Source organism: Phycisphaeraceae bacterium (assembly GCA_019636655.1).
Lineage (GTDB): Bacteria > Planctomycetota > Phycisphaerae > Phycisphaerales > UBA1924 > JAHBXB01.
The window spans coordinates 11958-36979 of sequence record JAHBXB010000002.1 but is presented as its reverse complement, the minus strand read 5'-3'; the positions used below and the strand labels follow the sequence as shown (position 1 = coordinate 36979).

22 protein-coding genes and 1 tRNA gene are annotated in these 25022 nt (G+C 68.8%); 9 read left to right on the top strand and 14 right to left on the bottom strand.

The window, feature by feature from the left end:
* Nucleotides 1-60 precede the first annotated feature (60 nt).
* Complete coding sequence (locus tag KF745_05580) at nt 61-2121, top strand: ABC-F family ATP-binding cassette domain-containing protein (GenBank protein ID MBX3357880.1); 2061 nt, start codon at nt 61-63, stop codon at nt 2119-2121.
* 325 nt (nt 2122-2446) lie between these two features.
* On the top strand, nt 2447-3196 hold the full coding sequence (locus KF745_05575) for an N-acetylmuramoyl-L-alanine amidase (protein MBX3357879.1): 750 nt from the start codon (nt 2447-2449) through the stop codon (nt 3194-3196).
* A 26-nt stretch (nt 3197-3222) separates the two neighbouring features.
* On the opposite strand, the gene KF745_05570 is transcribed toward KF745_05575, so the two are convergent.
* The 5 genes from KF745_05570 to KF745_05550 form a co-directional block, all read right to left on the bottom strand.
* The gene (locus tag KF745_05570) at nt 3223-4056 is read right to left on the bottom strand and encodes a YmdB family metallophosphoesterase (protein MBX3357878.1); all 834 of its coding nucleotides are present in this window, start codon (nt 4054-4056) and stop codon (nt 3223-3225) included.
* Nucleotides 4049-6709 carry an alpha-glucan family phosphorylase gene (glgP, locus tag KF745_05565; GenBank protein MBX3357877.1) on the bottom strand — a complete coding sequence of 887 codons (2661 nt, stop codon included), beginning with the start codon at nt 6707-6709 and terminating at the stop codon, nt 4049-4051. Before glgP ends, KF745_05570 begins: the two co-directional genes overlap by 8 nt.
* 204 nt (nt 6710-6913) lie before the next feature.
* The gene (locus KF745_05560) at nt 6914-8122 is read right to left on the bottom strand and encodes an argininosuccinate synthase (GenBank protein MBX3357876.1); all 1209 of its coding nucleotides are present in this window, start codon (nt 8120-8122) and stop codon (nt 6914-6916) included.
* A gap of 151 nt (nt 8123-8273) precedes the next feature.
* The gene (locus tag KF745_05555; protein MBX3357875.1) at nt 8274-8624 is read right to left on the bottom strand and encodes a hypothetical protein; all 351 of its coding nucleotides are present in this window, start codon (nt 8622-8624) and stop codon (nt 8274-8276) included.
* Between the two features lie 267 nt (nt 8625-8891).
* Nucleotides 8892-9824, bottom strand: coding sequence for a YggS family pyridoxal phosphate-dependent enzyme (locus tag KF745_05550; protein MBX3357874.1), 933 nt, complete (start codon nt 9822-9824; stop codon nt 8892-8894).
* Nucleotides 9825-10013: 189 nt separating this feature from the next.
* On the opposite strand from KF745_05550, the gene KF745_05545 reads away from it, so the two are divergent.
* A complete protein-coding gene (locus KF745_05545) occupies nt 10014-10502 on the top strand; it encodes a redoxin domain-containing protein (protein MBX3357873.1) in 489 nt (162 codons plus the stop codon).
* A 26-nt stretch (nt 10503-10528) separates the two neighbouring features.
* On the top strand, nt 10529-12628 hold the full coding sequence (gene gpmI, locus KF745_05540; GenBank protein ID MBX3357872.1) for a 2,3-bisphosphoglycerate-independent phosphoglycerate mutase: 2100 nt from the start codon (nt 10529-10531) through the stop codon (nt 12626-12628).
* Nucleotides 12629-12649: 21 nt separating this feature from the next.
* Here gpmI and KF745_05535 read toward each other — a convergent pair whose 3' ends face one another.
* Nucleotides 12650-12883, bottom strand: a complete 234-nt coding sequence (locus KF745_05535; protein MBX3357871.1) for a SlyX family protein — start codon at nt 12881-12883, stop codon at nt 12650-12652.
* 35 nt (nt 12884-12918) lie between these two features.
* On the opposite strand from KF745_05535, the gene KF745_05530 reads away from it, so the two are divergent.
* Entirely contained in the window at nt 12919-13596 is a 678-nt protein-coding gene (locus KF745_05530; protein ID MBX3357870.1) for an acyloxyacyl hydrolase, read from the top strand.
* Nucleotides 13597-13611: 15 nt separating this feature from the next.
* On the opposite strand, the gene KF745_05525 is transcribed toward KF745_05530, so the two are convergent.
* From KF745_05525 to KF745_05505, 5 genes are all read right to left on the bottom strand, one after another.
* Complete coding sequence (locus tag KF745_05525; GenBank protein MBX3357869.1) at nt 13612-14556, bottom strand: diguanylate cyclase; 945 nt, start codon at nt 14554-14556, stop codon at nt 13612-13614.
* 100 nt (nt 14557-14656) lie between these two features.
* Nucleotides 14657-15052: an Hpt domain-containing protein gene (locus KF745_05520; protein MBX3357868.1), complete on the bottom strand. Its 396-nt coding sequence runs from the start codon at nt 15050-15052 to the stop codon at nt 14657-14659.
* A 128-nt stretch (nt 15053-15180) separates the two neighbouring features.
* Complete coding sequence (gene otsB / locus KF745_05515) at nt 15181-15960, bottom strand: trehalose-phosphatase (GenBank protein ID MBX3357867.1); 780 nt, start codon at nt 15958-15960, stop codon at nt 15181-15183.
* Nucleotides 15957-17342 carry a trehalose-6-phosphate synthase gene (locus KF745_05510; GenBank protein MBX3357866.1) on the bottom strand — a complete coding sequence of 462 codons (1386 nt, stop codon included), beginning with the start codon at nt 17340-17342 and terminating at the stop codon, nt 15957-15959. The genes otsB and KF745_05510 overlap by 4 nt, the downstream gene beginning before the upstream one ends.
* 317 nt (nt 17343-17659) lie before the next feature.
* A complete protein-coding gene (locus KF745_05505; protein MBX3357865.1) occupies nt 17660-18295 on the bottom strand; it encodes a hypothetical protein in 636 nt (211 codons plus the stop codon).
* A 197-nt stretch (nt 18296-18492) separates the two neighbouring features.
* Here KF745_05505 and KF745_05500 point away from each other — a divergent pair, with 197 nt between their 5' ends.
* Entirely contained in the window at nt 18493-19422 is a 930-nt protein-coding gene (locus tag KF745_05500) for a serine/threonine-protein phosphatase (protein MBX3357864.1), read from the top strand.
* On the opposite strand, the gene KF745_05495 is transcribed toward KF745_05500, so the two are convergent.
* The gene (locus KF745_05495) at nt 19416-20051 is read right to left on the bottom strand and encodes an NAAT family transporter (GenBank protein MBX3357863.1); all 636 of its coding nucleotides are present in this window, start codon (nt 20049-20051) and stop codon (nt 19416-19418) included. The two genes, KF745_05500 and KF745_05495, sit on opposite strands and share 7 nt — an antisense overlap.
* 88 nt (nt 20052-20139) lie before the next feature.
* Here KF745_05495 and KF745_05490 point away from each other — a divergent pair, with 88 nt between their 5' ends.
* On the top strand, nt 20140-21522 hold the full coding sequence (locus KF745_05490; GenBank protein ID MBX3357862.1) for a hypothetical protein: 1383 nt from the start codon (nt 20140-20142) through the stop codon (nt 21520-21522).
* 22 nt (nt 21523-21544) lie between these two features.
* On the opposite strand, the gene KF745_05485 is transcribed toward KF745_05490, so the two are convergent.
* Together KF745_05485 and KF745_05480 are read right to left on the bottom strand one after the other, a co-directional pair.
* Nucleotides 21545-21615: transfer RNA gene (locus tag KF745_05485), tRNA-Gln, on the bottom strand.
* Between the two features lie 193 nt (nt 21616-21808).
* Nucleotides 21809-22099: a hypothetical protein gene (locus KF745_05480; protein ID MBX3357861.1), complete on the bottom strand. Its 291-nt coding sequence runs from the start codon at nt 22097-22099 to the stop codon at nt 21809-21811.
* Nucleotides 22100-22142: 43 nt separating this feature from the next.
* Between KF745_05480 and KF745_05475 the strand changes: the two genes are divergently transcribed.
* Both KF745_05475 and KF745_05470 read left to right on the top strand, forming a co-directional pair.
* On the top strand, nt 22143-24071 hold the full coding sequence (locus KF745_05475) for a DUF885 domain-containing protein (protein ID MBX3357860.1): 1929 nt from the start codon (nt 22143-22145) through the stop codon (nt 24069-24071).
* Nucleotides 24072-24102: 31 nt separating this feature from the next.
* Complete coding sequence (locus KF745_05470) at nt 24103-24831, top strand: hypothetical protein (protein MBX3357859.1); 729 nt, start codon at nt 24103-24105, stop codon at nt 24829-24831.
* Nucleotides 24832-25022 lie beyond the last annotated feature (191 nt).

Below are 25022 nucleotides of genomic sequence, written 5' to 3'. Positions count from 1 at the left end.
CGCCCGGTGTCCGCGGGATCCTGGCGATCGCGCGGCCTCGCGCGGCAATAATCGAGGCTCATGCCGCTCCTCGCCGCGACCAACCTGCACTACACCATCGGCCAGCGGGTCATCCTCGACGGGCTGACGTTCGGCATGGAGCCCGGCGAGCGGGTGGGGCTCGTGGGTCGCAACGGGTGCGGCAAAACCACGCTGATGAAGATCGTCGCCGGCGCCCTTTCCGCCGAGGCGGGCGAGGTCTCGCTTCAGCGGGGTTCGCGCGCGGGCTATCTCAGCCAGGATCCGATGCTGGAGGCCTCCCGGTCGCTGCGCGAGGAGGCGGGGTCGGCGTTTGTCGAACTCAACCGGTTGCACGCCGAGGCGGACCAGGTCTTCCACGCGATGGAGACCGCCGAGGGGGACGAGCTCGACCGCCTCATGAAGCGGCACGAGTCGATCGAGAAGCGACTCGAGGCGGCGGGCGGGTACGCCGTCGACCACAAGATCGATGCGATCCTGCACGGGCTGGGGTTCACCGATTCGCAGTTTGGCGTGAAGGTCGGCAACCTCTCGGGCGGCCAGAAAGGGCGGTTGGCCCTGGCGAAGCTACTGCTGGAAGGGCCGGACCTGCTCCTGCTCGACGAGCCGACGAATCACCTGGACATCGCCGGGCGCGAGTGGCTGGAGTCGTTCCTGACGCAGGAATACCGGGGCGCGGTGCTGATGGTCAGCCACGACCGGTACATGCTCGACAGCGTGGTGAGCCGCATCGTCGAGATCGAACGCGGCCGGACCATCGAGTACCCCGGCAACTACTCGGCGTTCTGCGAGCTCCGCTACGAGCGACGCCTCTCCCAGATGCGGGCCTACGAGAACCAGCAGACCAAGTTCAGGCACGAAGAGGCGTATATCCGCAAGTACAAGGCGGGCCAGCGAGCCAAGCAGGCCCAGGGCCGCCTGAGCAAGCTGGAGCGAGCCAAGCGGGACACCACGCTGGAGCGGCCCGTCGAGTTCAGTTCCATGAAACTCGAACTGCCCAAGGCGCCGCGATCGGGGGACCAGGTCGCGATCGTGCGCGGGGCGTCGAAGAAGTACATCCTCCGCAGCGGCGTCGCCGAGGGGAGCGAGGAGGCAGAGGGCTTTGTCCACGGCGAGAAGACGCTCTTTCACGACCTCAACCTGACCATTTCCCGTGGCGAGCGGTGGGGGGTCATCGGCCCCAACGGCGCGGGAAAAACCTCGCTGGTGCGGGCGATCCTCGGGCAACTCCCGCTGGATTCCGGCGTCGCCAGGCTGGGGGCGAGCGTGGCCATCGGGTACTTCTCGCAGATGAGCGAGGAAGTGCCCGGGGACATGGTCGTGTGGCAGTTCCTGCAGGCCGCGATCAAGAAGGAGAACCCGGGAATCTCCATGAGCGAGCAGGCGGCACGGAATCTCGCCGGCGCGTTCCTGTTCGGGGGCGACGACCAGGAGAAGCTGCTGGGCGTGATGAGCGGCGGCGAACGCAGCCGCGCACGGCTGGCGGCCCTGCTGGCGAGCGCGAAGAACGTGCTCATCCTCGACGAGCCGACCAACCACCTGGACATCTCGTCCGCCGAGCGGCTCGAAGAGGCGATCGCGCTCCCCGATGAGGACGAGGACGGGTACGAGGGCACGGTCATCCTGATCAGCCACGACCGGGCGCTGATCGACTCGACGTGCGACCACCTGCTCGTCCTCGACGGCCACGGCGGCTGCGAGGTCTTCGTCGGGAACTACACGGAATGGCACCGCAAACAGGAGCAGCTCCGCAAGCAGCGCGACGCCGATGCCGCGGAGGCCCTCCGCCGGCAGGAGGCCCAGGATCGTCGCAAGCGGGAGCAGCAGGCCGCCAAGGCCTCCTCTGAGCCGCCGCGGGGGAGCAAGCCGGCGAAGGGAAAACATGGGGGGACCCCGGGGGGGCTCTCCTGGATGCCGGCCGAGAAACTCGAAGCCGAGATCAACCGTCTGAACAAACGCCTGGTCGAGATCGACACGCTGCTCGACACCGAAGAGGTGTACCGCGACCGCGACCGGTGCACGAGCTTGTTGGAGGAGCGTGGACGCCTCGCCCAGGAACAGGAGCGTCACGAGGAAGAGTGGCTCCGGCGCGACGGCGGCTGATGGCTCAGGTGCACCCTAAATCGGGTGATATGCGGACCTTGCGGCACCAAGCCGGGGGGTGAAGACCGGCCGTAACAGGCCGGTCGGGACCATTGATTGACGGGCTCCGCGGCGAGCCGGAACACGCCGGCCGGTGTCGCGTACACTGCAAAGGAGGGCCGCCCCAGCGGGGTGGAGATTCCTGTGGCGGCAACGGCCGGGAACGGCCGAAAACCGGGCAAGTAGGGCTCGCGCCAAGATTTGCGCGGATCCAGCCGGATTGCCGATGCAGTCATGGAGGATCACAGTCGTCGAGGCGCTTGGCGCAGGGAGCACGGGGTAGGCCATGGGAACTGATCACAAGCAACTCGCGATCACCCGACGGGAGGCAATGCTCGGCGGGGGCCTCGCGATCGGCGCGTTCATGCTCTCGGGCTGCGGCACCCGCCGCGAGACCGAGGCGGCGCTCCCCGGTCCGAAGTGGAACATGACGGCCGAGCCCGTGGTCCCTGTCGCGCCCCCCCCGACGATCGCCCGTGGCGAGAGCGTCGGCGTGATCCCGCGAACGCAGTGGACCTCCGCCGGCGTGGCCCGCCCGCGCGAGATCAACGCGATGAACGGTGTAAGCCGGATCACCGTCCACCACGATGGCCTACCGCCCGTGGCGCTGCGGTCGACCTCAGATGTGACGGCCCGGCTGGAGCAGATCCGGCGTGGCCACATCAGCCGCCGGCCCCTGCCGTTCGCGGACATCGGCTACCACTACGTGATCGACCCGCAGGGCCGCGTGTGGGAGGCCCGCAGCGTCGTCTACCAGGGCGCGCACGTCCAGGACAACAACGAGCACAACATCGGGATCCTCGTGCTGGGCAACTTCAACGAGCAGCGGCCCACGCCGCAGGCCCTCGGCTCGCTCGACCAGTTCCTCGCCCAGGAGATGGCCCGCTACCGCGTGCCGCTCTCCCGCGTGTACACGCACCAGGAGATCCGCTCCACCGAGTGCCCCGGGCGGAGCCTGCAGATGTACATGGTGCAGACTCGTTCCCGGGGCGGCTCGCTCGCCTCGTCGGTCTCCTCGGGCCGGTACCTGGGCTGATCGCCTCGCCGCCGCAGAATCCCAATCTAGTCCGGAGTCGGGATGTCGAATGCGCTGATCGCCGTCGCGCGCCCGTCGCCGGTGTCGATCGTGATCACGCACCCCTGGGCCCTGACATCGTCCGAGGCGACGTCCAGGTGCGCAGGACCCTGGTTCACCATGGCCTCCAGCACGGCGCTCACCGAGCGGCCGATCACCGACCGGTGAGGCCCGCACATGCCAAGGTCCGTCATCGCGGCCAGACGCCGGTCCAGCACGCGGGCGTCCGAGGTCTGCACGTGCGTGTGCGTGCCGACGACCGCCACCACGCGTGCGGCGCCGGGCGAACTCCACCGGCCGAGGCAGTGCCACGCGACCGCCTGCTTCTCGCTCGTCGCCTCGGCGTGCACCTCGACGATGACGACCGCATCCGGCTCGGGGATCAGCGTGAGTTCACGGTCGATCGCCGCGAACGGGCTGTCCGGGTGGAGGGTCATGAACAGCCGGCCCAGCACCGTGAGCACGTACAGCGGCGGCGAGGACGGCGGCGCGAGACGGATGATCCGCTTGCCCGGCGCCGCGGCGGCGAGGTTCGCCGGGCGCGAGATCGGCTCGCCGGGCTCGGCCAGCAGCGGCAGGATGCCCCGCTCCCGGAAGCAGTGGTCCCCGAGCGTGACCGCGTCGACCGCGCCCCCGGCGGCGCGGCGCAGTTCGCGGTAGTTGTCGGGCGAGATCCCCGAGCCGTGCCGCGCGTTCTCGCCGTTGGCGATCACCACGCGGACCCCGTGCCGTTCGCGCAGCACCCCCGCCGCGTGGGCCACGGCCCGGCGGCCGGGCACGCCGACGACGTCTCCCAGGAATGCGACGGCGATCTCAGGCACGGCCCGCATCCGCGTGCACGCTCAGCGGCGCATCCGCGACCAGGCCGGGGATCATCGGCGTGATCAGCCGGCTGTCGCGTGGGATGATCCGCACCCGAAGCTCGGAGAGGTCCTCCAGCAGTTCCTGCGATGCGGGGAACGCGCCCATGTACGCGGTGGTCCCCGTGGGTTCCGCGCCGGCGGGCGACAGCGGGATTGCCTTCGAGCCCACGCGGTGGTTCAGGTCGATCGGTGATTCGCTGTACACCTGGATCTGCACCTCGTCGGGCGTCAACTCGCCCAGGGCGGCGCGGACCGACACGCTCAGCCGCCCGCTCCCGGACCGCTCGGCCACCGCCTCCACGATCCGCACCGCGCGCCACGCCCGCCGGAGCCGGTCGATCTGATCCGACAGGGCCCTCGACGCGGCGAGGCCGTCCGCGGCCAGTTTCCGGCCCCACTCGAACGCGGGAAGGTACATCTGCCGCGCGTACTGCGACACCATCCGGTGCGTGCTGAACTGCGGCCCGAGCGTCGCGATGCAGCGCTTCATCCGCGCGATCCAAGCCCGCGGCAGGCGCCCGGAGTCGCTGATCGCCCCCGGTCCTGCCTCGCCGTGGGCCGCGTAGAACTCGGGGATGATCCGGTCTTCCAGCAGGGCGTAGAGCGCCAGGCTCTCGCGCTCGTCACGCTCCGCGGCGTCGGAAGTCGGCGTCGTCTCGCGCCCGGAGATCGCAAACCCCAGCGTCTCGTCGAACGCCTCGTCCCACCAGCCGTCGAGGATCGAGCAGTTGATGCCGCCGTTGAGCGCGGCCTTCATGCCGCTGGTGCCCGAGGCCTCGAGCCCGCGGATCGGGTTGTTCAGCCAGATGTCGACGCCCTGCACCAGGTGCCGGGCCACGTCGATGTCGTAGTTCTCCAGGAACGCCAGCCGGTGGCCCATGCCCGTGTTGCGGGCGAAGTCGATGATCTGCTTGATGAACAGCTTCCCCGAGTGGTCCCCGGGGTGCGCCTTGCCCGCGATCAGGATCTGGATCGGCCGGTCCGACCCCAGCAGCCGCGCGAACCTCGCCTGGTCACGGAACAGCAGCGTCGCCCGCTTGTACGCCGCGAACCGCCGGGCAAAGCCGATGGTCAGCACGCCCTCGTCGAGCACGTGCCGCGCCTCGTGAGCATCCCCCTCGCCCACGCGGTGACCCGACCACTGCGCCTCCAGGCGCCGGCGTGCGAACTCGATCAGCCTCCGCTTCCCCGCCTGCTTGGCCCGCCACAGCGACTCATCCGGAATCCGGTCCACCGCGTCCCACGACGCCGGGTCATCCGGGAACTCCTTCCACCGCGACCCCAGGTTCGACGTGTAGACCTCGGCCAACTCCGGCGATACCCACGTCGCCGTGTGGATCCCGTTGGTAACGTGCCCGATCGGCACATCGTGCTCGGGCGTCTGCGGCCAGATGCTCCGCCACATCTCTCGCGAGACCTCGCCGTGCAGGCGGGACACGCCGTTGCACCAGCGAGAGGTACGGATCGCCAGCACCGCCATCGAGAACAGTTCGTCCCGGTTCTCCACCCGCTCGCGGCCCAGCGCCAGCAGCCCCTCGATATCCAGGCCAAGCCCCGGCAGCATGCCCGTCAGGTAGGTCCGGATCAGGTCGGTGTGGAACCGGTCGATCCCCGCCGGAAGCGGCGTGTGCGTCGTGAAGACGTGCGCCGCCGCGGCGGCCTCCCGCGTCTGGTCGAACGTCAGCGAAGCGTTCTCGCGCATGACCCGGATCCGCTCCAGCGCCAGGAACGCCGCGTGTCCCTCGTTCATGTGGAACACCGTCGGCTTTTCGCCCACCGCGCCGAGCGCCCGGATCCCGCCGACCCCGAGCACGAGCTCCTGCTTGATACGGTGGTTGTGGTCCCCCATGTAGAGGTTCCGCGTGATGTCGCGGTCCTCCGGCGAGTTCTCGGGGATGTTCGTGTCCAGCAGGTACAGCGGCACCGTTCCGACATCGCACCGCCACACCGCTATGGCGAGCATCCGCCCGGGCAACTCCACGTGGACCCGCACCTGCTCGCCCGTCGCCGGATCGATCACCCGCCGGATCGGCTGCTCCTCCACCACGATCGGCGGCGTCAGCTCGTGCTGCCACCCGTCCCGATCGATCGACTGCGTGAAGTACCCGTGCGAATACAGCAGCCCCACCGCCACCAGAGGTAGCTTCAACTCCGCGGCGGACTTGAGGTGATCCCCCGCCAGCAGCCCCAGCCCGCCGCAGTAGATCTGGAAGCACTCCGCCAGCCCGAACTCGGCGCAGAAGTACGCCGCCTTGAATCCCTCGGGCGCCGCCTCGCTCCCCGACCCGCCAGCGCCGAACCGGCCGGGGCTCTTCATGTACTCCTGGAAGCGCGCGTAGACCTCCGCCGCGGCATTGAGGAACGCGGGATCCTGGGCAATCTTGGCCAGCCTTTCGCGCGGAGCGTTGATCAACAGGCGCGTCGGGTTGTGGTGGTACCGCTCCCATAGCCCGGGATCGATGCTCTCGAACAGCGCGGCGGCGGATGGATTCCACGACCACCACATGTTGAGCGCGATTTCCCGCGCAGGGGCAAGAGCCGCGGGGAGTGACGCTAAGCCTGGATGAATCCCCTCAAGAGGGGAGGTGCGGTCGGGTGCTGAGTTCGCCATAGGGATAGGTCATCGGACGGGGCAGAGGCCACGGATGATCGGCAGGGCGGGCGCTGGACTCGAAACCCCCCGAGGCCCGCGGCGTGGTCCGCCACGCCATGAGACTAAGGGTACCGATCTCAGGCCAGCCCCGCGCTGATACTGGATTAGGGCATCCAGAATACACCCCGCCCGTTGCTGCCAGCACATCAGAGGGGTGGGGGGCTACCGGACCGAACTCCTGAGCGCTCCCACCTTCATGGGCAGTCCGAACAGATCGATGAAGCCGCGCGCGGCGGTCACGTCGTACCCGTCCATCGCAAAGGACGCCAGTTTGGGGTCGTACAGCGAGTTCGGGCTGACCGCCGCGACCGCCCGCGCCCCGCCCTTGAACAGTTCCAGGGTCACCTCTCCGCTCACCGTCTGCTGGGTCGCGTCCATGAAGGCCTGCAGCGACTCGCGCAGCGGGTGGAACCACTGCCCGTAGTACACCAGGTCCGCGTACTTGAGGGCGGCCTGCTGCTTGAAGTGAAGCGTCTCGCGTTCGAGGCACAGTTGCTCCAGCGCCTTGTGGGCCTGGTAGAGGATCTCGCCGCCAGGGGTCTCGTACGCCCCTCGGCTCTTCATCCCCACCAGCCGGTTCTCGACCAGCACCACCTGGCCGACCGCGTGCCGCCCTCCCGCCTTGTTGAGCGTCCGGATCAGGTCGTGCCCCGCCAGGCGCTCGCCGTTGACCGACACGGGATTGCCCCGTTCGAAGGCGATCTTCACGGTCTCCGCTTCATCGGGTGTTTCCGCCAGCGGCTCGGTCATGAGCCAGACGTCGTCGCTGACGCGCTGGTCCGGGTGCTCGATCTCCGCCCCCTCGTGCGAGCAGTGCCAGAGGTTCCGGTCGCGCGAGTAGATCTTCTTCTTCGTCTGCGCGATCGGGACGCCCTTCTTCTGGGCGTAATCAATCGCCGCCTCGCGGCTGGTCAGTTCGAACGCGGGATCCTTCCACGGCGCGATGATCTTCAGGTCCGGCGCCAGCGCCATGTAGGTGAGTTCGAAGCGGACCTGGTCGTTCCCCTTGCCCGTGGCGCCGTGCGAGACCGCGTCGGCGCCGGTCTTGCGCGCCGCCTCAACCTGCCCCTTCGCGATCAGCGGACGGGCGATCGAGGTGCCCAGCAGGTAGTCCTGCTCATAGATCGCGTGCGCACGGAGCATCGGGAAGCAGTAGTCCTCGGCGAAGACCTGCCGCAGATCGTCGACGATCACCTCGTCCGCCCCCGAGGCGCGGGCCTTCTCCTCGATGCCGTTGAGTTCCCCCTCGCCCTGTCCCAGGTCCGCGGCGTACGCCACAAGTTTTACGCCGGGATAGCGGTCCTTGAGCCACGGGAGGATGACGGACGTATCGAGCCCGCCGGAGTAGGCGAGAACGATCTTCTTTGGCATGGCGGAACTCGACGGGGATGGTGGGGGTGTGGCGGCAGACATCGGCGCTCTCCTCGGGCCCATCGCTGTCGATGGGTTCGGTGCGGAGGCGATGATACGGCGGTATCACTGGCATGTGTGCCAGCAACTACTCGCGACTGGCGCGACATCCTCAGGACGGCGGCAGAGGTGCTGCTGCATAGCCATTGTGCAGACACTGAAACGCCCTCAATAGACTTCCTCGAACCAACTCCACGTCATCGCGAGTTGGCTCGTGTTTCATGCCTTCGCCCGCCGGAACCCCGTGAGAAAACATGTTGCGGGCCACGTTCAGCCGACTCCAAGCCTGAAAGAATGCTTCATGACCGTGTTCGCGGCAGGCTGATTGGAGCGATCGCCCAGCCAACAAGCCAAAGAGCTTGATCAGCGGTTGGCGGTTTTCAAACGCATCCAAGATTATCTCAATGTGTCGACTATCTGCGCCTTGATAGCGGAGGATCTCCAAGTTGAGGGCGCGGAGCATGTGTTCGGCGTAGGAGCAGAGCAGGAACGCAAGGATGTATCGATCAGACGGATCGGGCGAAGTATCGAGACCGGCCCTGCTGACTGTCGTTGCCCACATGCATCCGAACAGAGATGGCCAGACGCTACGGTACCCAGACTTCCCACAATCCGGGCAGGCTTCGCTTACATCCACAAGACGCCCAGAATGGTCACGTATCACCCGATTGCACTTCTGGCACAGGAGGTACATGCCAAAGCCTACACGGAATTGACGCGCAGCCCGTTCCTACCCCTCCGAATCCGTATTCGCGTCGTCAGCCCCCATCCCCGCCCGCTCGCCGAAGATGGCCCCGCCGACCCGGACCATGTTCGCCCCCTCCTCGATCGCCACCTCGAAGTCCCCGCTCATCCCCATGGAGAGGATGTTGAAGTGGTTTGGCGCGATCCCCGCATCGCGGATCTCGGTAAACAACTCGCGGGCCTGCGCAAAGTAGGTGCGGGAGTCCTCGGGATTCTCCGAATACGGGGCCATCACCATCACCCCGCGCAGCCGCAACTGGATCATCGTGTCGATCTGTTCCGCGAGGTGGATCGCCGCGGGCACCGAGCACCCGAACTTCTGCCCTTCGCCCGCCACATTCACCTGCAGCAGCACGTCGACCACCGGCAGCTCGGGCTCCGATTCCGGGCGCGACGCCCCGGACCGCGAGGCGTGCAGCCGCTCCGCATCCGCCTGCATCTTCGCCGCGATCGCCTGCAGTTCCTCCGCGAGCCGCAGCGAATCCACCGAGTGGATCATCCGGCAGATCTCGGCGACCTTGCGGGCCTTGTTCCGCTGCAGGTGACCGATCATGTGCCACCGCACGCCGCTCTGCTTGATCGAGGCGGCCGTCGACCGATCGCCAAGGCCCAGGCCCTGCGGCGCAGCGCCCGGCACCCGCCCGGCGCCGGGCATCGCCCGGTGCCGCGCCAGCCACTCGTCGATCATCGCCGCCCGCTGCAGCAACTGCTGCACCTGGCTCTCGCCGAAGTCGCGCTGACCCAACTGGATCAACTCCCGGATCTGCTCCGGGTCCGCCGACTTGCTCACGGCGACCATCGTCACGTCGCTGCCGATGCGGCCGGCCCGCCTCGCGGCGGCATCGATCCGCTCCATCACGCGGGCGTAACGCTCTTTCAGGGTGCCAAGCACAATCTGCTCTTGGGGCGCGGCGGTCATGGACCCCTCCTGGATCCGCGGTTCTCTCGGTCGGGCTCTCCGAGCCCGTGCCAATCGCTCAAGCACAGCATAGTGGCCGCGGCCCCCGGAGGAAAGCCCGGCGCGGCCGTGCCCGGGAGACCGCGATCCGTGCCGTCCCTCGCCTACGCTGAAAAACGACCTCCCCCGAGCGACCCAGGAGCCCATCCGATGGCCACCCAGACCCTCACCCCCCGCGACAGCGTCCTCGCCCCCGGCGAAATCGCCCCGGACTTCACGCTCAAGGACCAGGCTCGCAACGACTGGACCCTCTCCGACGCGGTGAAGAAAGGGGATGTCGCGCTCTGTTTCTTCCCGATGGCGTTCACCGGTGTCTGCGGGACCGAGATGATGTGCATCTCCCGCGATCTCGCGGCGTGGACCAAGAAGGGCGCCCAGGTCGTCGGCATCTCCTGCGATTCCTTCGCCGTCCTCAAGGCGTGGACCGACGCCGAGGGGTTCAAGCAGCCCATGCTCGCCGACATGCACCGGCAGGTCTGCAAGGCCTATGGCCTGTACTGGCCGGATCTGAACGTCGCCTGGCGCGGCACCGTCGTCATCGGCAAGTCGGCCGATGGCGTCGGCCGGGTCAAGTGGTCGCAGAAGCGGGAGATTCCCGCGGCCATGAACTTCGATGAGGTGCTCCAGCACCTGTCGTGAGCCGCCACGCCCCACGGAGCCCGGCCATGACAACCCCGACCGATGCCCGCGCCTTCCGCTGGTCAGACCTGCCGACCGACGCCCCCATGCCCCTTCTCGAACGCCGCCGCGTGATCGGCGAGCAGGCGATGCTCTCGCAGGTCTTCCTCCGGCGAGGCTGCGATGTGCCCACGCACCACCACGCCAACGAGCAGTTCGCCGTCATCCTCTCCGGCCGCCTCAGGTTCGGGATCGGCGCCGAGGGCTCGCCCGACCGCCGCACGGTGGTCGTAGGCGAAGGCGAGGTGCTCCACCTGCCCGCGAACGTCCCGCACTCCGCCTTCGCGGAAGAAGACACGCTCGTGCTCGACATCTTCAGCCCGCCGAGCGCCGCCACGGGGATCGATCGGCCCCACGCCCGTGAGGCCCCGCCGCACGCCGCCGAAGAGACTGCGCCGATGCCGACCGCCACACCCCGCAACGCGCCCCTCGTGCTGATCATCCGCGACGGCTGGGGTGAGAACCCCAACCCCTCCCACGACGCGTTCAACGCCGTCCACCTCGCCCGCACGCCGGTCGACGACCGCCTCCGCCGCGACTGGCCCTGGACGCTCATCAAGACCAGCGGCGAGGATGTCGGTCTCCCGGACGGGACGATGGGCAACTCCGAGGTCGGTCACCAGAACATCGGCGCCGGACGCGTCGTCCCCCAGGAATCCCTGGTGATGACCAAGGCCTGCCGCGCCGGACTCGAAAACAACGCGGTGATCGCCGGCGCCATCGCCCACGCCAAGTCGACCGGCGCCTCCGTCCACCTGCTCGGCATCAACTCCGATGCGGGAGTCCACGGCCAGCTCGAGCACCTGTTCGCCATCCTCCGCGCCTGCCGAACCCTCGGGTTCGACCGCGTCTATGTGCACCTGTTCACCGACGGCCGAGACACCGGCCCATTCACCGGTATCGAGTTCGCGCGGCGAGTCGAGTCCGCGTGCCGCGACATCGGCGCCGGCCGGATCGCGTCGGTCATCGGCCGCTACTTCGCGATGGACCGTGACAACCGCTGGGAGCGCGTCCAGAGGGCCTACGCCTGCCTCACGGGCCACGCCGACCCCTCCGGCCCCGTGCGCACCTCCGATTCCGCCGCGGCCGCCATCCAGCAGTACTACGACGCTCCCGCCGCGGACAACCTCAAGGGCGATGAGTTCATCACCCCCGCAGCGATCGGCTCCCCGGATGAGATCGTCGCCTCCCGCATCCGTGACGGCGACGCGGTCATCTTCTACAACTACCGGGGCGACCGGCCCCGCGAACTCTCCGCCGCCTTTGTCTTCCCCGACGACGCGTGGGCCAGCGTGAAGCCCTCGCCCGACTCGGGCCGGCGCGGATTTGATCGCGGCCGCAAGCTCTCGCTCCACTACGTCACGATGACCGACTACTGGGAGGCCCTCGCGCCCTACGTGCAGGTTGCCTTCCCGCGTCCGCCCCGGATGAAGGACATCGCGGGCGAGCACTTCTCCCGCCTGGGCCTCCGCCAGTTCCGCAGCGCCGAGACCGAGAAATACCCGCACGTCACGTTCTTCTTCAACGACTACCGCGACGAACCATTTCCCGGCGAGCAGCGCGAGAACCCGCAGAGCCCCAAGGTCGCCACCTACGACCTCAAGCCCGAGATGTCCGCGCCCGAGGTCCGCGATGCCGTGCTCCGCCGACTCGCCGCGCCCGACTGCGAGGATCTTGTGGTCGTCAACTTCGCCAACGGCGACATGGTCGGACACACCGGCAATCTCAAGGCCGCTACCCGCGCGTGCGAGGTCGTCGATGAGTGCGTCGGCACAATCGTCGACGCGACCCTCGCCCGCGGCGGCAGCCTCATCATCACCGCCGACCACGGCAACGCCGAGCAGATGTTCGACCCCGAGACCAACTCCCCGCACACCGCCCACACTGTCTACGACGTCCCGCTCATCGTCGTCGGCGACGCGTTCGAGGGCCGCCGCCTCCGTGGCGACACCGACAAGGCGGGGTGGTTCTCCCCCGACACCCGCACTCGGCGCGGACGCCTGGGTGACATCCTGCCCACCGCCCTGGACATGCTCGGCCTCGACAAACCGGCCTCAATGACCGGCGAGTCCCTTCTGATCCGGTGATCCAGGCCCCGGAAACCCCCATCAATAGTGGGGGGGCCGGTCGGTCGCCGGGTCTTGCGGTGACGCATCGGGAGGGCTCTCCAGCCTCCCCAGTCTCGACTCGATCGCCTCCAGCCGCTTGATCGCCCGTTCCAGCCGGGCGGAGAGGTCCACCAGCGCGGAGTTGAACTCCTCGATCTCCCGCTCGCGGAACGACGCGTGCTCCTCCAGCCGCAGGATCCGGTCCCGAACGTCCTCTGGTCCCGTGCTCGACATGACGGATGCTATGGGTTTCTGTACGCTCTCGCGTGATGCACACGACCCGCCGCCTCTCGCCCATCGTCGCCGCCCTCTGCCTGGCGCCCGCCGCCGCCGCCCAGGTGGCCTCCGCGCCCACCGCCGAACCGGTGTTCGAAGCCCCGGAGTTCGACCCTTCCGCTGCCTACGCCGCGGAGGCCCGCGACCAGGCCCTGCGTGAAGACTCCAAGGCCCACGATGCGCCGCGACCCGGGTTCGGCCGCACCGGCTGGCAGGCGGTCACGATCAGCGCCGGCCTCGCCTCGGACTTCTCCATTGACAACCAAGCCACCCTCTCCGCAGGCTGGAGCGTCTTCTTCGCCGACGAGGCCGAGTTCGGCGCCGCCCTCGCGGGCTGGTACTTCTGGAACTGGGGCGACACCGGCGGCCTGAATCCCAACTTCTTCTTCCGCTGGCACTTCTGCCACGACAAGGAGTTCACCTGGTCGCTCTACGGCGAACTGGGCATCGGCCTGCTCTTCACATTCGACGACTACCCCCCGGACGGCACCAGCGTCAACATCTCCCCGCGCATGGGTGGCGGTTTCACCCGCCAACTCAACGACGACGGCCTCCGCCTCCAACTGGGCGTGTACTGGCAGCACTTCTCCAACGGCCGCTTCGAGGGCGACGACAACAACCCCTCATCGAATACCGTGATGATCTTCGGCGGCGTGATGATCCCGTTTTGATTCTCCGCCCCGCCCCTAGCCCGCCTTGGCCCACTGCGGCGCCGGGGGATTGTCCAGCGACGTCGCCACCACCCGGTTCCGCCCGGCGTTCTTCGCCGTATAGAGGTTCCGGTCCGCCGCCTCGATCCATACCTCCGGGCTCTGGCTCCCGCCCCCGATGCCCGTCCCGACGATCCCCACCGAGACCGTAACCCTCGCGTCCGGATGCCGCGGCCACACCGTCTCGGCCAGGGCCACCCGCACGCGCTCCGCCACCACCATCGCCTCCGACGGCGAGGTGCTGGGCATGATCAGCGCGAACTCCTCCCCGCCGAACCGGCACGCCACATCCGGCCTGCGGCACTCCCGCAGGAGCATCGCCGCCAGCCCCTGCAGCACCTCGTCCCCCGCCGGGTGACCGAACGTGTCGTTCACCCGCTTAAAGAGGTCCACGTCCAGCAGCGCCAGCGACAGCGGCCGCTTGTACCGGTGCGCCTCGCTCACCTTCTCCGCCCACCGCTTGTTGAAGTGCGACCGGTTGCCCAGCCCCGTCAGCCCGTCGAGGTCCGCGCGATCCGCCAGCAGCCGCAGCAGGTGGTGCAGCCGCAGCGTCGCCCGCAGCCGGGCCCTGAGTTCCGCCATGTCGAACGGCTTGGTGATGTAGTCGGCGGCGCCGAGGTCGAACGCCGTCACCTTGTCCTCCGAGCCCTGCAGCCCCGAGAGGATGATCACCGGGATGCTGTGCGTGCTCGTCCGGTCCTTCAGCGTCCGCAGCAGCGAGAACCCGTCCGTCCCGGGCATGTCCAGGTCCAGCAGGATCGTCGCCGGCGTGGCCGACTCGAGCACCACCATCGCCTCGTCGGCATTCGACGCGGCCACCAGGTTGATGTGCTCGTGCTTCAGCCGCGCGCGCAGCAAGCGGTGAACGTCGACGCTGTCGTCGATCAGCAGCACCAGCGGCTTGTGGTCGTCGATGTTCAACCGATGCCTCGTGGTGCCCCCCGGCTGTTCCGCCGCGGGGCCAAATCCCTTCCACGCACTGCTCGGGGACGACCTGGTCCCGACACCCGTCCTGACGCTGCTACCGGCGCACCGCCGTCTGACACAGATCGATCAGCGCTGCGAACTCCGCCTGCACCTGCGCCGCGGAGACATCCGCACCGCGGTCCACCATCGCTTTCAGGATCTCTTCCAGCCGCCCCGCCGCCGCGCCGATGGCCGGGAATCCGTACCCCCCCCCCGCGCCGCGGAGCTGGTGCGCCAGCCGCTTCAGCTCATCGAGTTGTTGCGACTCCCACCTCTTCCGCATGTCGGCCAGCCGCTGCGGCATCTCGTCGACGAACAGGGCGATGATCTCGCTCATGTCCGGGTCGTCCGCGAACTGGCTCCGCAGGGGTGGCTCCGAGGGTGACGCTCCCGAGCCCCGTGGGGCCGGATCGCCCGTGCGGGCGCGAGCGTTGGGTGTCGGATCGGTCATCGATGCACCTCCGACTCTCGCATCGGCCTTCCGCCACGCCAAGTTCACGGCCCGGCGCGCCCCCGCTCACGGGACACACGCCTCCGGCGGCACACCCCGCCACCGCCCCACATTATCGGAACCCACCCTCACTCCCCCTCCGCCCGCCCCAATGCTCCCCATGCCGCACGCGCCGCCGCCAGCCTCGCCAGCACCGCGCACGCCTCGACTTCATCCCCGACCCGGTGCGCCGCCCGGGTCTCCCCCGGGCCAACCTTGATGCTCACCTCATCCTCCCCTTGCACCGCGAACACATCCTCGTCCGTGACGTCATCGCCGACAAAGACCGTCGACGTCGCCCCCCACCTCGCCCGCAGCATCTCGAACGCGTGCGCCTTGGTCGCGTGCAGCAGCGACAGCTCCACCACCATCTTCCCGCGCCGCACCGTGACCCCCGGCCTCCGCGCCGGCCCCGCGAGCACTCGATCCTTCAATCGCAGCGACCCCGCCTCGTCCACGTTCCGGTAATGCACCGCGATCCCGTACGGCTTGCACTCTACCATCGCTCCGGGAAACTCCGCGGCGATCGCCTCCGCCTCCCGCGTCATCGCCTCCAGCGCGAGCCGCTCCGGCGCGGTCAGATCGCCCGTCTCCCCGACCACCTCCGCCCCGTGGCTCCCCACCAGCTCGACACCCTCAAGGCCCGGCAGCAGCCGCTCCAGGTCCGCTCTCGCGCGCCCCGAGATCACCACCACGTGCGTCATCGGCGCCGCCGCCAGCGTTCGCAGCGAGGCCACCGCCTCCGGCATCGCCGCCGAGAGCGATGGGTCGCTCACGATCGGCGCCAGCACGCCGTCAAAGTCGAACGCGGCCAGCAGCCGCGGCGTCCTCGCCGCGGCGTCGATCGCGTTCTGCAGCCCTCCGGTCACGCCAGCGCCTCCAGGAACTCGCCCGCCCATTGGTGGACATCATGCTTGCGCACCGTCGCCCGCAGCGACGCCATGCGAGCCCGCGCCTCGTCGCCGGGCATCGTCATCGCCGCGTGCACCTGCGACACCATCTGCTCCCGGTTCCTCGGGTTCACCAGCAGCGACCGTTTCAACTCCCCGGCCGCGCCCGCGAACTCGCTCAGCACCAGAACGCCGTACCCGTCCACCTGCGATGCCACGTACTCCTTCGCCACCAGGTTCATCCCGTCGCGCATCGGCGTCACCAGCATCACATCCGCCGCCCGGTAGTACGCGGCCAGATCCTTTCGCGCCAGGCTCCGCCTTAGGTAGTGCACCGCCACCTGCCCCAGCTCGCTGAACTCCCCGTTGATCTTCCCCACAGTCCGTTCGATCGTGCTCCGCAGCCTTGCATAGTCCGAGACATCGTCCCGTCCCGGCACCGCGATCTGCACCAGCACGCACTCCCGCGCGCTCGTCTTTCGCTGCCGCAGCAGGTCCTCGTACGCCAGCAGGCGCTGGTCGATCCCCTTGGTGTAATCCAGACGGTCCACCGCGAGCAGAATCTTCCGCCGCGGCCCCACGCGCTGCCTGAGCTCCGCCGCCTTCCGCGCGGTCTCCGGGCTCGACGCTGTGCGCTCCCAGTCCTGGTAGTCGATCGAGATCGGGAACGACCCCACGCGCACCCGCCGCCCCTCGAACCTCAGTTCCGTGTCCGTCCCCTCCGCCGTCGTGTGCCGCTGCGCCAGCCGCGAAAAGTTCCGCACCGCCGGGTGCGTCTGGAACCCCACTACGTCCGCCCCCAGCAGCCCCTCCAGCACCTCCCGCCGCCACGGCAGCCAGTCGAACAGTTCCTCCGGCGGGAACGGGATGTGCAGGAAGAACCCGATCTTCAGGTCCGGCCGCATCTCCCGCAGCATCTTGGGCACCAGCTGCAGGTGGTAGTCGTGCACCCACACCACGTCTCGCGGCCCCGCCCGGTTCGCCGCCGCGCGGGCGAACCGCTTGTTCACCTCCACATACGGCTTCCACCAGTGGTCGTGAAACTCCGGCTCGCGGATCGCATCGTGGTACAGCGGCCAGAACGTCCGGTTCGACTGGCCGCGGTAGAACGCCTCCACCTCCGGGGCCGAGAGCGGCACCGGCCGCAGGCTGAGCCCATCACGTTCCAGCCGCGTCGGCATCGGCCCCACCGCGCCCGTCCACCCGACCCACGCCCCCGACCGCTTCTCCAGCACCGGCTTCATCGCCGTCACCAACCCGCCGGGCGAGGCCTCCCACGTCGACTTGGCGCCCGCGCGTCCGGCCTTGATCGGCAGCCGGTTCGACACGATGATGATCCGCCGGGCGCGCTTCTTCGCCATGGACAGGTGCTCCCGCGATTGCCTCTCCTACACCCTCACACCCCCGCGGCCGGCGCTCACAATAGCGCCGCAGCGCTTCATCGCGCCGCGCGATGGCCCGTCGGTCCACGTCAACACCCGTGAACCAATCACCCCGAGACCCGGGCTTGATAGGAACCACATGAGATTGCCGGCACGGCAACAGTGACGAGTGACAGGTTATTCCCGCTGCCTGCTCGAAGCAATGCAACGGCCCGCGGCGCCCGGCAAATGCCCGCAAAAACACGCCCGCCGGTGCGCTCGCGCACGCGTCGATCGCGCCCGCCACGCGCCCGCGTTCACTCCACCAGCGCTCCCAGATCCCCGCCCGCACCTTTATCCGCGCCGGCGCGATCGAACGAGAACGAGCGGTCCCTCCGCTCCGCCGGCGCCGCCGGACCGAACGTCACCTTCGCGTACTGCGCGACCGACTCCGCCGCGATCGCCGCTCCTTCGCTCGCGCTCCCGAACGCTCCCACGATCGGCCCGTCCACCAGGATCTTGCCCAGCGGCTGCCCGCCCGCATCCACGAACCGCACCTCGATCCCCAGCGTTCCGTCCCCGAGCCCATAAAACGGCGAGCCGAACAGGTTCGCCATCCCCGAGCCCACCCGCAGCGCCACGTTCCCCTCCTCGTAGTGCACAAACCGGTACTCGACGACCAACTCCCCATCCGGCGTCGGCTTCACCCTCGCCTCCCGATCCAGGCTGTCCGCGAGGCGTTCTTCGAAGCCGCCCTGCACCTCTGCATCAACCGCAACCGTCGGCTCCAGCCGCTTGAGCGCCGCCGTCGTGTACTCATGGTGCGCCACCACCGTCGGCTCGAGCACATACGTCCGGCTCGGTGTGCACCCGCCCGCAACCACCCCCAACACCATACCCACCAGCATCGCCACCGCCCCGCCCGCCCGCTTCATCCTGTCGCTTCGCCGCATCTCGATCCTGCTCCTGGCTCGCCCGCCGCCCCGCGCCGTCCGGCGCCGACCCCCGATTCCCCCTCTGGGATGAAGCACTGAACCATTTGGTCGCAACAGTATTCCTCCGCCCTTTCCGAGCCCCGCGGCATGGTTCCGTCATCTCATTGACGCAGCCAGTCATACTCTTCCTTGCCCCCAACCCGCCGGGGTCCGCCATGCACATCGCCACCGACCCGCACACCCCCGAATCCGCCGCTGCTCCCCACACCATCGCCTGCATGGAAATCTGGGGTGGTCAGGAGCGGTTCCACGGCGGCGTCTCCGTCACCGGCAACGACGTCTTCGTCTCCTCCGACCCCTTCACTGGCGACTCTCACGGCGGCGACATCTACTACCTCTCCAACTGCGCCGGCGGTCTCGTCACCCGCATCGCCCTCGCCGACGTCTCCGGTCACGGCTCCGAAGTCGCCGATCTCGCGCGCACGCTCCGCGACCTCATGCGCCGCCACATCAACACCCCCGATCAGAGCCGGTTCGCCACCGCACTCAACCACGCCTTCTCCGACGCCGCCTCCGCCGGCCGCTTCGCCACGGCCATCCTCCTCACCTACTTCGCCCCCAGCGACCACATGATCGTCTGCAACGCCGGCCACCCCCGCCCGCTCCTCTTCCGCGCCCGCTCCCACCGGTGGTCCCTCCTCGACCCCTCCACTCCCGGTGCCGTCGCCGCCGACCACGCCGGAGACACCGGCATCGCCAACCTCCCGCTGGGCATCATCCACCCGACCAGCTACATCCAGTTCGCCATCCCGCTCGACAAGGGCGACCTCATCGTCCTCTACAGCGACGCCCTCATCGAGGCCGCCGGCCCCGACGGCCAGCAACTCGGCGAGCCTGGCCTGCTGGCCCTCGCCTCGGCCCTCAACCCCGACGCCCCCGACCGCTTCCGCGACGACCTCTTCGCCGCCATCGCGCAGCGCACCGGTCGGGCGTCGTTCGACGACGACGCCACCCTCATCCTCCTCCACCACAACGCCTCCAACCCGCCCCGCCAGAGCCTCGCCGACCGCGCCGGCATGCTCGCCCGCTGGCTCGGTCTCACGCCGATGGACGTGCGGCCAGCCGGGGCATCCGAACTTCACTGACCCGCCAGCCCAGGCAGCAGAACCCTGAGCCCCGCGGCGAGCATCCCCATGGCAATCGCCGTGAGGATCATCCCCATCACGCGCGTCACCACGCCCATCCCCGATTCGCCCAGGCGGCTCGCGATCGGCGCGGCGAAGCAGAACAGAACGCCGCAGAGCGCCGACATCCCGAGGATCACCCCGGAGATCTCGGCCCTGCCCAGCACCGCCGGGTGCTGCCCGGCCGCGACAAGGACGGTGGTCATCGTCCCCGGCCCCGCCACGATCGGGATCGCCAGGGGCACCACCGCGATCGACGCCCGCGACTCGGCGTCCTGCAGCTCCGCCGCCGAGTGCTTGTGCTCGGACTTGTTGAAGAGCATGTGCAGGCCGATCAGCAGGACGATGACGCCCCCGGCCGCGCGCAGCGCCTCGATGCTGACCCCGAAAAAGCCCAGGATGTGCGAGCCCGTCCACGTGACGATAAGAAGCGTGATCGCGCTCGCCCCGGCGCACGTCCAGGCAATCCGCCGCGACTCGGCCCCCGACCGGTCCGAGGTCATCCCCGCGAAGACCCCGAGGTTGCCGATCGGGTTCATCATCGAGAAGAGCGCCGCGATGAACGAGGTGAGCTCGGCGTGGTGGGTCATCGTGCCCAGAGCGTAACCGCTTCTGGTACACTCCGGCTCGCGCGAACCCCGACCCCGCGGACCCGCCGACGCCGGCCGGAATCACCCGGTGCCCCGAACACGCCTCAGCCCCGCCGCACTCCTGCGCCCGCTCGCGTGGCTCTGCCTCGGCCTCGTCACGTCACTGCTGATCGGCTGGTTCGGTGCCGCCAGGGCCTACACCGATCGGTCGTGGACCTACGCCGCCGACTACGCCGTCGCACCCGACGGCAACCAATGGTTGCTCCTGCATCATTCGTCCGCGCTCTTCGACTGGGTCAACCTCCGCCTTCCCGGTGCGGGCATTCCGGCCGACATCCTGCAACCGCCGATGGCGGAAGTCGGCGTCCCCGCTCGCTTCCTTGACCGCGCCACCGAGGATGCCGTCGAGGTCATCGGTATCACGGTCGGTTATCCGGCGCGGTGCCTGTACTTCGCACAGTGGCGGCGCGAGGGTATCGCCATCCCCGGCCAGACCGCCTCGATCCCGGCGATTCCCTACGCCCGGTGGGAATCCGCCGTCGGCATGGCGCCGCTGACGCTCATCCCCGCCGGCCTGTTGGTCGACGCCCTGATGTGGTCGTCTGTCGTCGCCCTGGTCGATCTCATCCGCCGGCGGACACTCCGTGCGAGGCCTTGCGTGGGCCCTTGCGATGGCTGCGGTTGCGATCTGACCGGGGTCCGCCGGATCCGTTGCCCCCACTGCGGCAAGCGCCGGGGCTCACGCCCGGACCGCCCCGGCCCCCGGCGGCGGATCGCGTTCAGGATCGTGATCGCCGCGATGATCGGCGCGGCGGCCACCATCACGACGTCGCTCATGGTCGCCTGGCGCGTGCCGACGGGCATCGATTCCCTTTCGACCCACTGGCTCGAGTACGTTGGCCTCCGACGCGGCTGGCCATTCGCCATCCCCGGTGAGCCGCCCGGTCCGAACGAAGGAAGCGACTTCCGATCTGCAGGCGTCTCGATCTCCATGTGGCTCAGCTTCAACGACAAGAACCAACAAGTCGACGAGTACGGATGGGTCCACGGCTATCGCCACGCCGAGCAAAGAGCGTGGAGAATGCAGGTTGGGATTCCCTTTGTTGCGATGGAAGCCCGGGGGTTCGACGGGTTGAACTCACCTGAACTGCCCCGGGCGCCTTGGAAAAGCGCCTCGCGGTTGAGAGAATCGATCAGCGGAGTCTTCGTTCACACAACCGTCAACGGCCGACCCGACGCCCGCCTCCTCCCAGTCCGACCCCTTTGGCCGGGATTCGCCCTTAACTCCGCCATCTACGCCGCCGCGGCGTTCGCACTCCTGACCGCCGCCGCCCGTCTCAACACCGCGCTTCGGCGCCGACGCGCCGGCCACTGCGCCACCTGCGGCTACGCCGTAAACGAACTCCCCCAGTGCCCCGAGTGCGGCACGGCGAGCGCACGACAACCAGCCGGCCCGAGCCCGGCTCGCTGATCACCATGAACAAAGCAGAAAACTGGGGATCTAGGATTTGAACCTAGACTAACTGATCCAGAGTCAGTCGTGCTACCGTTACACCAATCCCCAATCGCCTCAAGGCCGGGTCTCCCCGAGCCTTCGCGTCCTTCTCGTGTTCGGCCCGCGGACCGCCGCGGTTGAGCCGAACAGGCCAATGCTACCGGCCTGCGACCGCTAGGCAAGCCGCGACCCGGTGGTAGGGCGCTGAGAGGGCTCCGCACCCCTTCGCAATCCCCTGCACCCCTCGCCCACCCGCCAGCGCCTACTTCGGCGCCCCGCCTCCACCCGCGCCCGCGGCGGGGGCCTCCTCCGCCGCACCACCCTTCTCCGCCCCCTCCTTCACCGCACCCTTCCCCTCGGCCGCTGCCTTCTCTTCCGCCGCCCTCTTCTCCTCCTCCGCCGCGATCTTGTCCATCTTCTCCATCAGCGACTTCTCGTGCGTCTTCACATCGTCGTTCGCGTTCGGCTTCTTCGAGTCGCACCCGCCCGCTCCCGCGGCGACCACCACCCCGATCGCCGCCAGCCCGATCCACGCCGCGTAAGTGCTCTTCATACCCAACGATACCGCCACCACCCCGCCTTGGTAGCCTTCCATCATGATCGATCTGCTCCTCGCCGCGTGCGCCGCGACCGCTCTCGCCCTCCAGCCCGCTCCCCAGGCCTCCCCGCCCCAGGCCTCCCCGCCCCAGGCATCCCCACCCCGCGCCGCCCCCCCGTCCCGGCCATCCCCGCCGCGATCCCACGAACTCAAGGCCCTCCTCGACGAGCACTACGAATTCCTCCTCCGCTCCGATCCCGTCCGCGCCACCACCCTCGGCCACGCCAAGTACAGCACCCTCCTCCGCGACGAGTCCCCCGAGGCCTACGCCCGCCGCCGCGCCGAGACCCGCGCCCGCCTCGAACGGCTCAACACCCTCCTCTCCCACGAAGAAGGCGGCGCCCGCTGGGGCGAAGAGGACCTCCTCGACGCCGGCCTCCTCCGCTTCGAGCTCGAAACATCCATCGCCGGCGACCGCTTCCTCCCCGAGCAGCGCTCCATGGACAACAAGCGCGGCGTCCAGATCGACACCCCGCAGATGGCCGACTCCCTCCCCTTCGCCTCCGAATCCGACTACGACCACTTCGCCACCCGCCTCGAATCCGTCCCCACCCTCGTCGACCAGACCATCGCCCAGATGCGCGCCGGCATCGCCTCCGGCCGCGTCCAGCCCAGGGTCGTCATGCTCGGCTGCATCGAGCAGTGCGCCGCCGCCGCGGCGGGCGCCGCCCCCGGCCCCAATGCCGCGCCGACCGCCGACCCCAACCCCTTCTTCAAGCCCTTCCTCAAACTCCCCGCCGACTCCCCGATCGCCCTCCGCGCCCGCCACACCGTCACCACCGGCATCATCCCCGCCTACCAGCGCCTCGCCGCCTTCCTCAAGGACGAGTACCTCCCCGCCTGCCGCGACGCCATCGCCGCCTCCGACTCCATCGACGGCCCCGACCTCTACCAGCACGAACTCCTCCTCCAGACCACCACCACCCTCAAGCCCGAGGAGATCCACGCCATCGGCCTCCGCGAGGTCGACCGCATCCGCTCCGAGATGATGGACGCCATCGCCCGCACCGACTTCCCCCGCAAGGACTCCCTCGTCGGCGACGAGCTCTTCCACGCCTTCGTCGCCGACCTCCGCTCCAACCCCCGCTTCTACTTCACCACCCCCGACGACCTCCTCCGCGGCTACCGCGACATCGCCAAGCGCATCGACGCCCAGCTCCCCCGCCTCTTCCGCACGCTCCCCCGCAACCCCTACGGCGTCCGCGAGATGCCCCTCATCTCCGCCAAGATGGGCCCCACCGCGTACTACTTCCCCGGCTCCATCGCCGGCGGCGTCCCCGGCTATTTCGTTGCCAACACCTACCAGCTCGACCAGCGCCCGAAGTACGAGATGATCTCCCTCACCATGCACGAGGCCGTCCCCGGCCACCACCTCCAGATCGCCCTCGCCCAGGAACTTGACTCCGCCCACCCCTTCCGCCGCCTCCTCGCCTACAACGCCTTCCTCGAAGGCTGGGCCCTCTACGCCGAGCGCCTCGGCCTCGAGATGTCCGATCCCGATTCCCCTCCCGCGTCCCCCGCCCGCGGCCTCTACGCCGACCCTTACGACGACTTCGGCCGCCTCACCTACGAGATGTGGCGCGCCTGCCGGCTCGTCGTCGACCCCGGCATGCACGCTCTCGGCTGGTCGCGCCAGCAGGCCATCGACTTCATGAAGGCCAACACCGCCCTCAGCGAACTCAACATCGAGCGGGAGATCGACCGCTACATCGCCTGGCCCGGCCAGGCCTGCGGCTACAAACTCGGCGAACTCAAGATCCGCGAACTCCGCCACAAAGCCGAGACCGCCCTCGGCGACGCCTTCGACCTCCGCGCCTTCCACGACACCATCCTCGGCGCCGGCTCCCTCCCCCTCCCCGTCCTCGAAGAACGAGTCACCCGCTGGATCGAACACTCCCGCCCCGCACAACCACCCCTCCGCCAGTAGCGACCTTTCCGCTTCCACTCCGCCTCCCGCCATGCCCCTCCCGCACACCCCGAACCACACCGCCTGGGTCCGCTCTCCGCGCGGCGCTTCGTTCCGCCTTAAGCCCGTCGCGATCGGCGATCGTCAATACCGCTTTTCAAACTTCGGCCCTGACTACGCCATCATGACCAGCATCCTGACGGTCCTGCTCCCCCTGATCCTGCTGATCGTCGGAGTGGGGCGCCCGCCGGACGAGCCAATCACCCCGCTGGTGACACTCGGCGCGGTCGCCGTTCTCGGAGCGATCCTCTCGTGGCGGACGCTGTACACCTACGAGTCGATCGTGATCGACGCGGCCGAGGCCTCCGCCACCTGGACCCGCCACCGCCCGGGTTCCACGAAGGTCAGCACGATCCCGCTTCGGAAACTCTCGCTCTGCAAGTGCCTCACATCGCGCGAGCCGATGGGCGTCCATATACCCCAGTCCGGCTTCGGCCTCGCCATCATCGGCGATGCCCTGTGCCTGCTCATTGCAAGCGACAGCAGCGCCCGCGCGATCGAGCAGTACCGCCTCGGACTCCCCGATCTCCAGATCCAACTGGCCGAGCAGGCCGTCTGGCGCGTGGACATCATCCCGCCGGGCGAGTGGACACGGAGCCCACAGAAGTCAAACCCTTCCGAGAGGCGCTGCCCGACCTGCGGCTACGACTGCCGAGGAATCGACACCGCCGCCCCCTGCCCCGAATGCGGGGCCTCCCTTCCATCCGCGCCCAGCCCATAGAACCCGCACCCACTCCTCAGCAGGAGAGGTGCCGGAGAGGGCGGCAGCCCTCTCGGGCATTGGCATTCCCGATGCATCCACAGATATCCTCTGTGCGGCATCAACATTACAAACCGGAGTCTGGGCCTCACTCGCGCCGGATTGACCGTCAGGTCTACGGCTCTTGCCCCACTATGAAAAAGCTCAAGCCG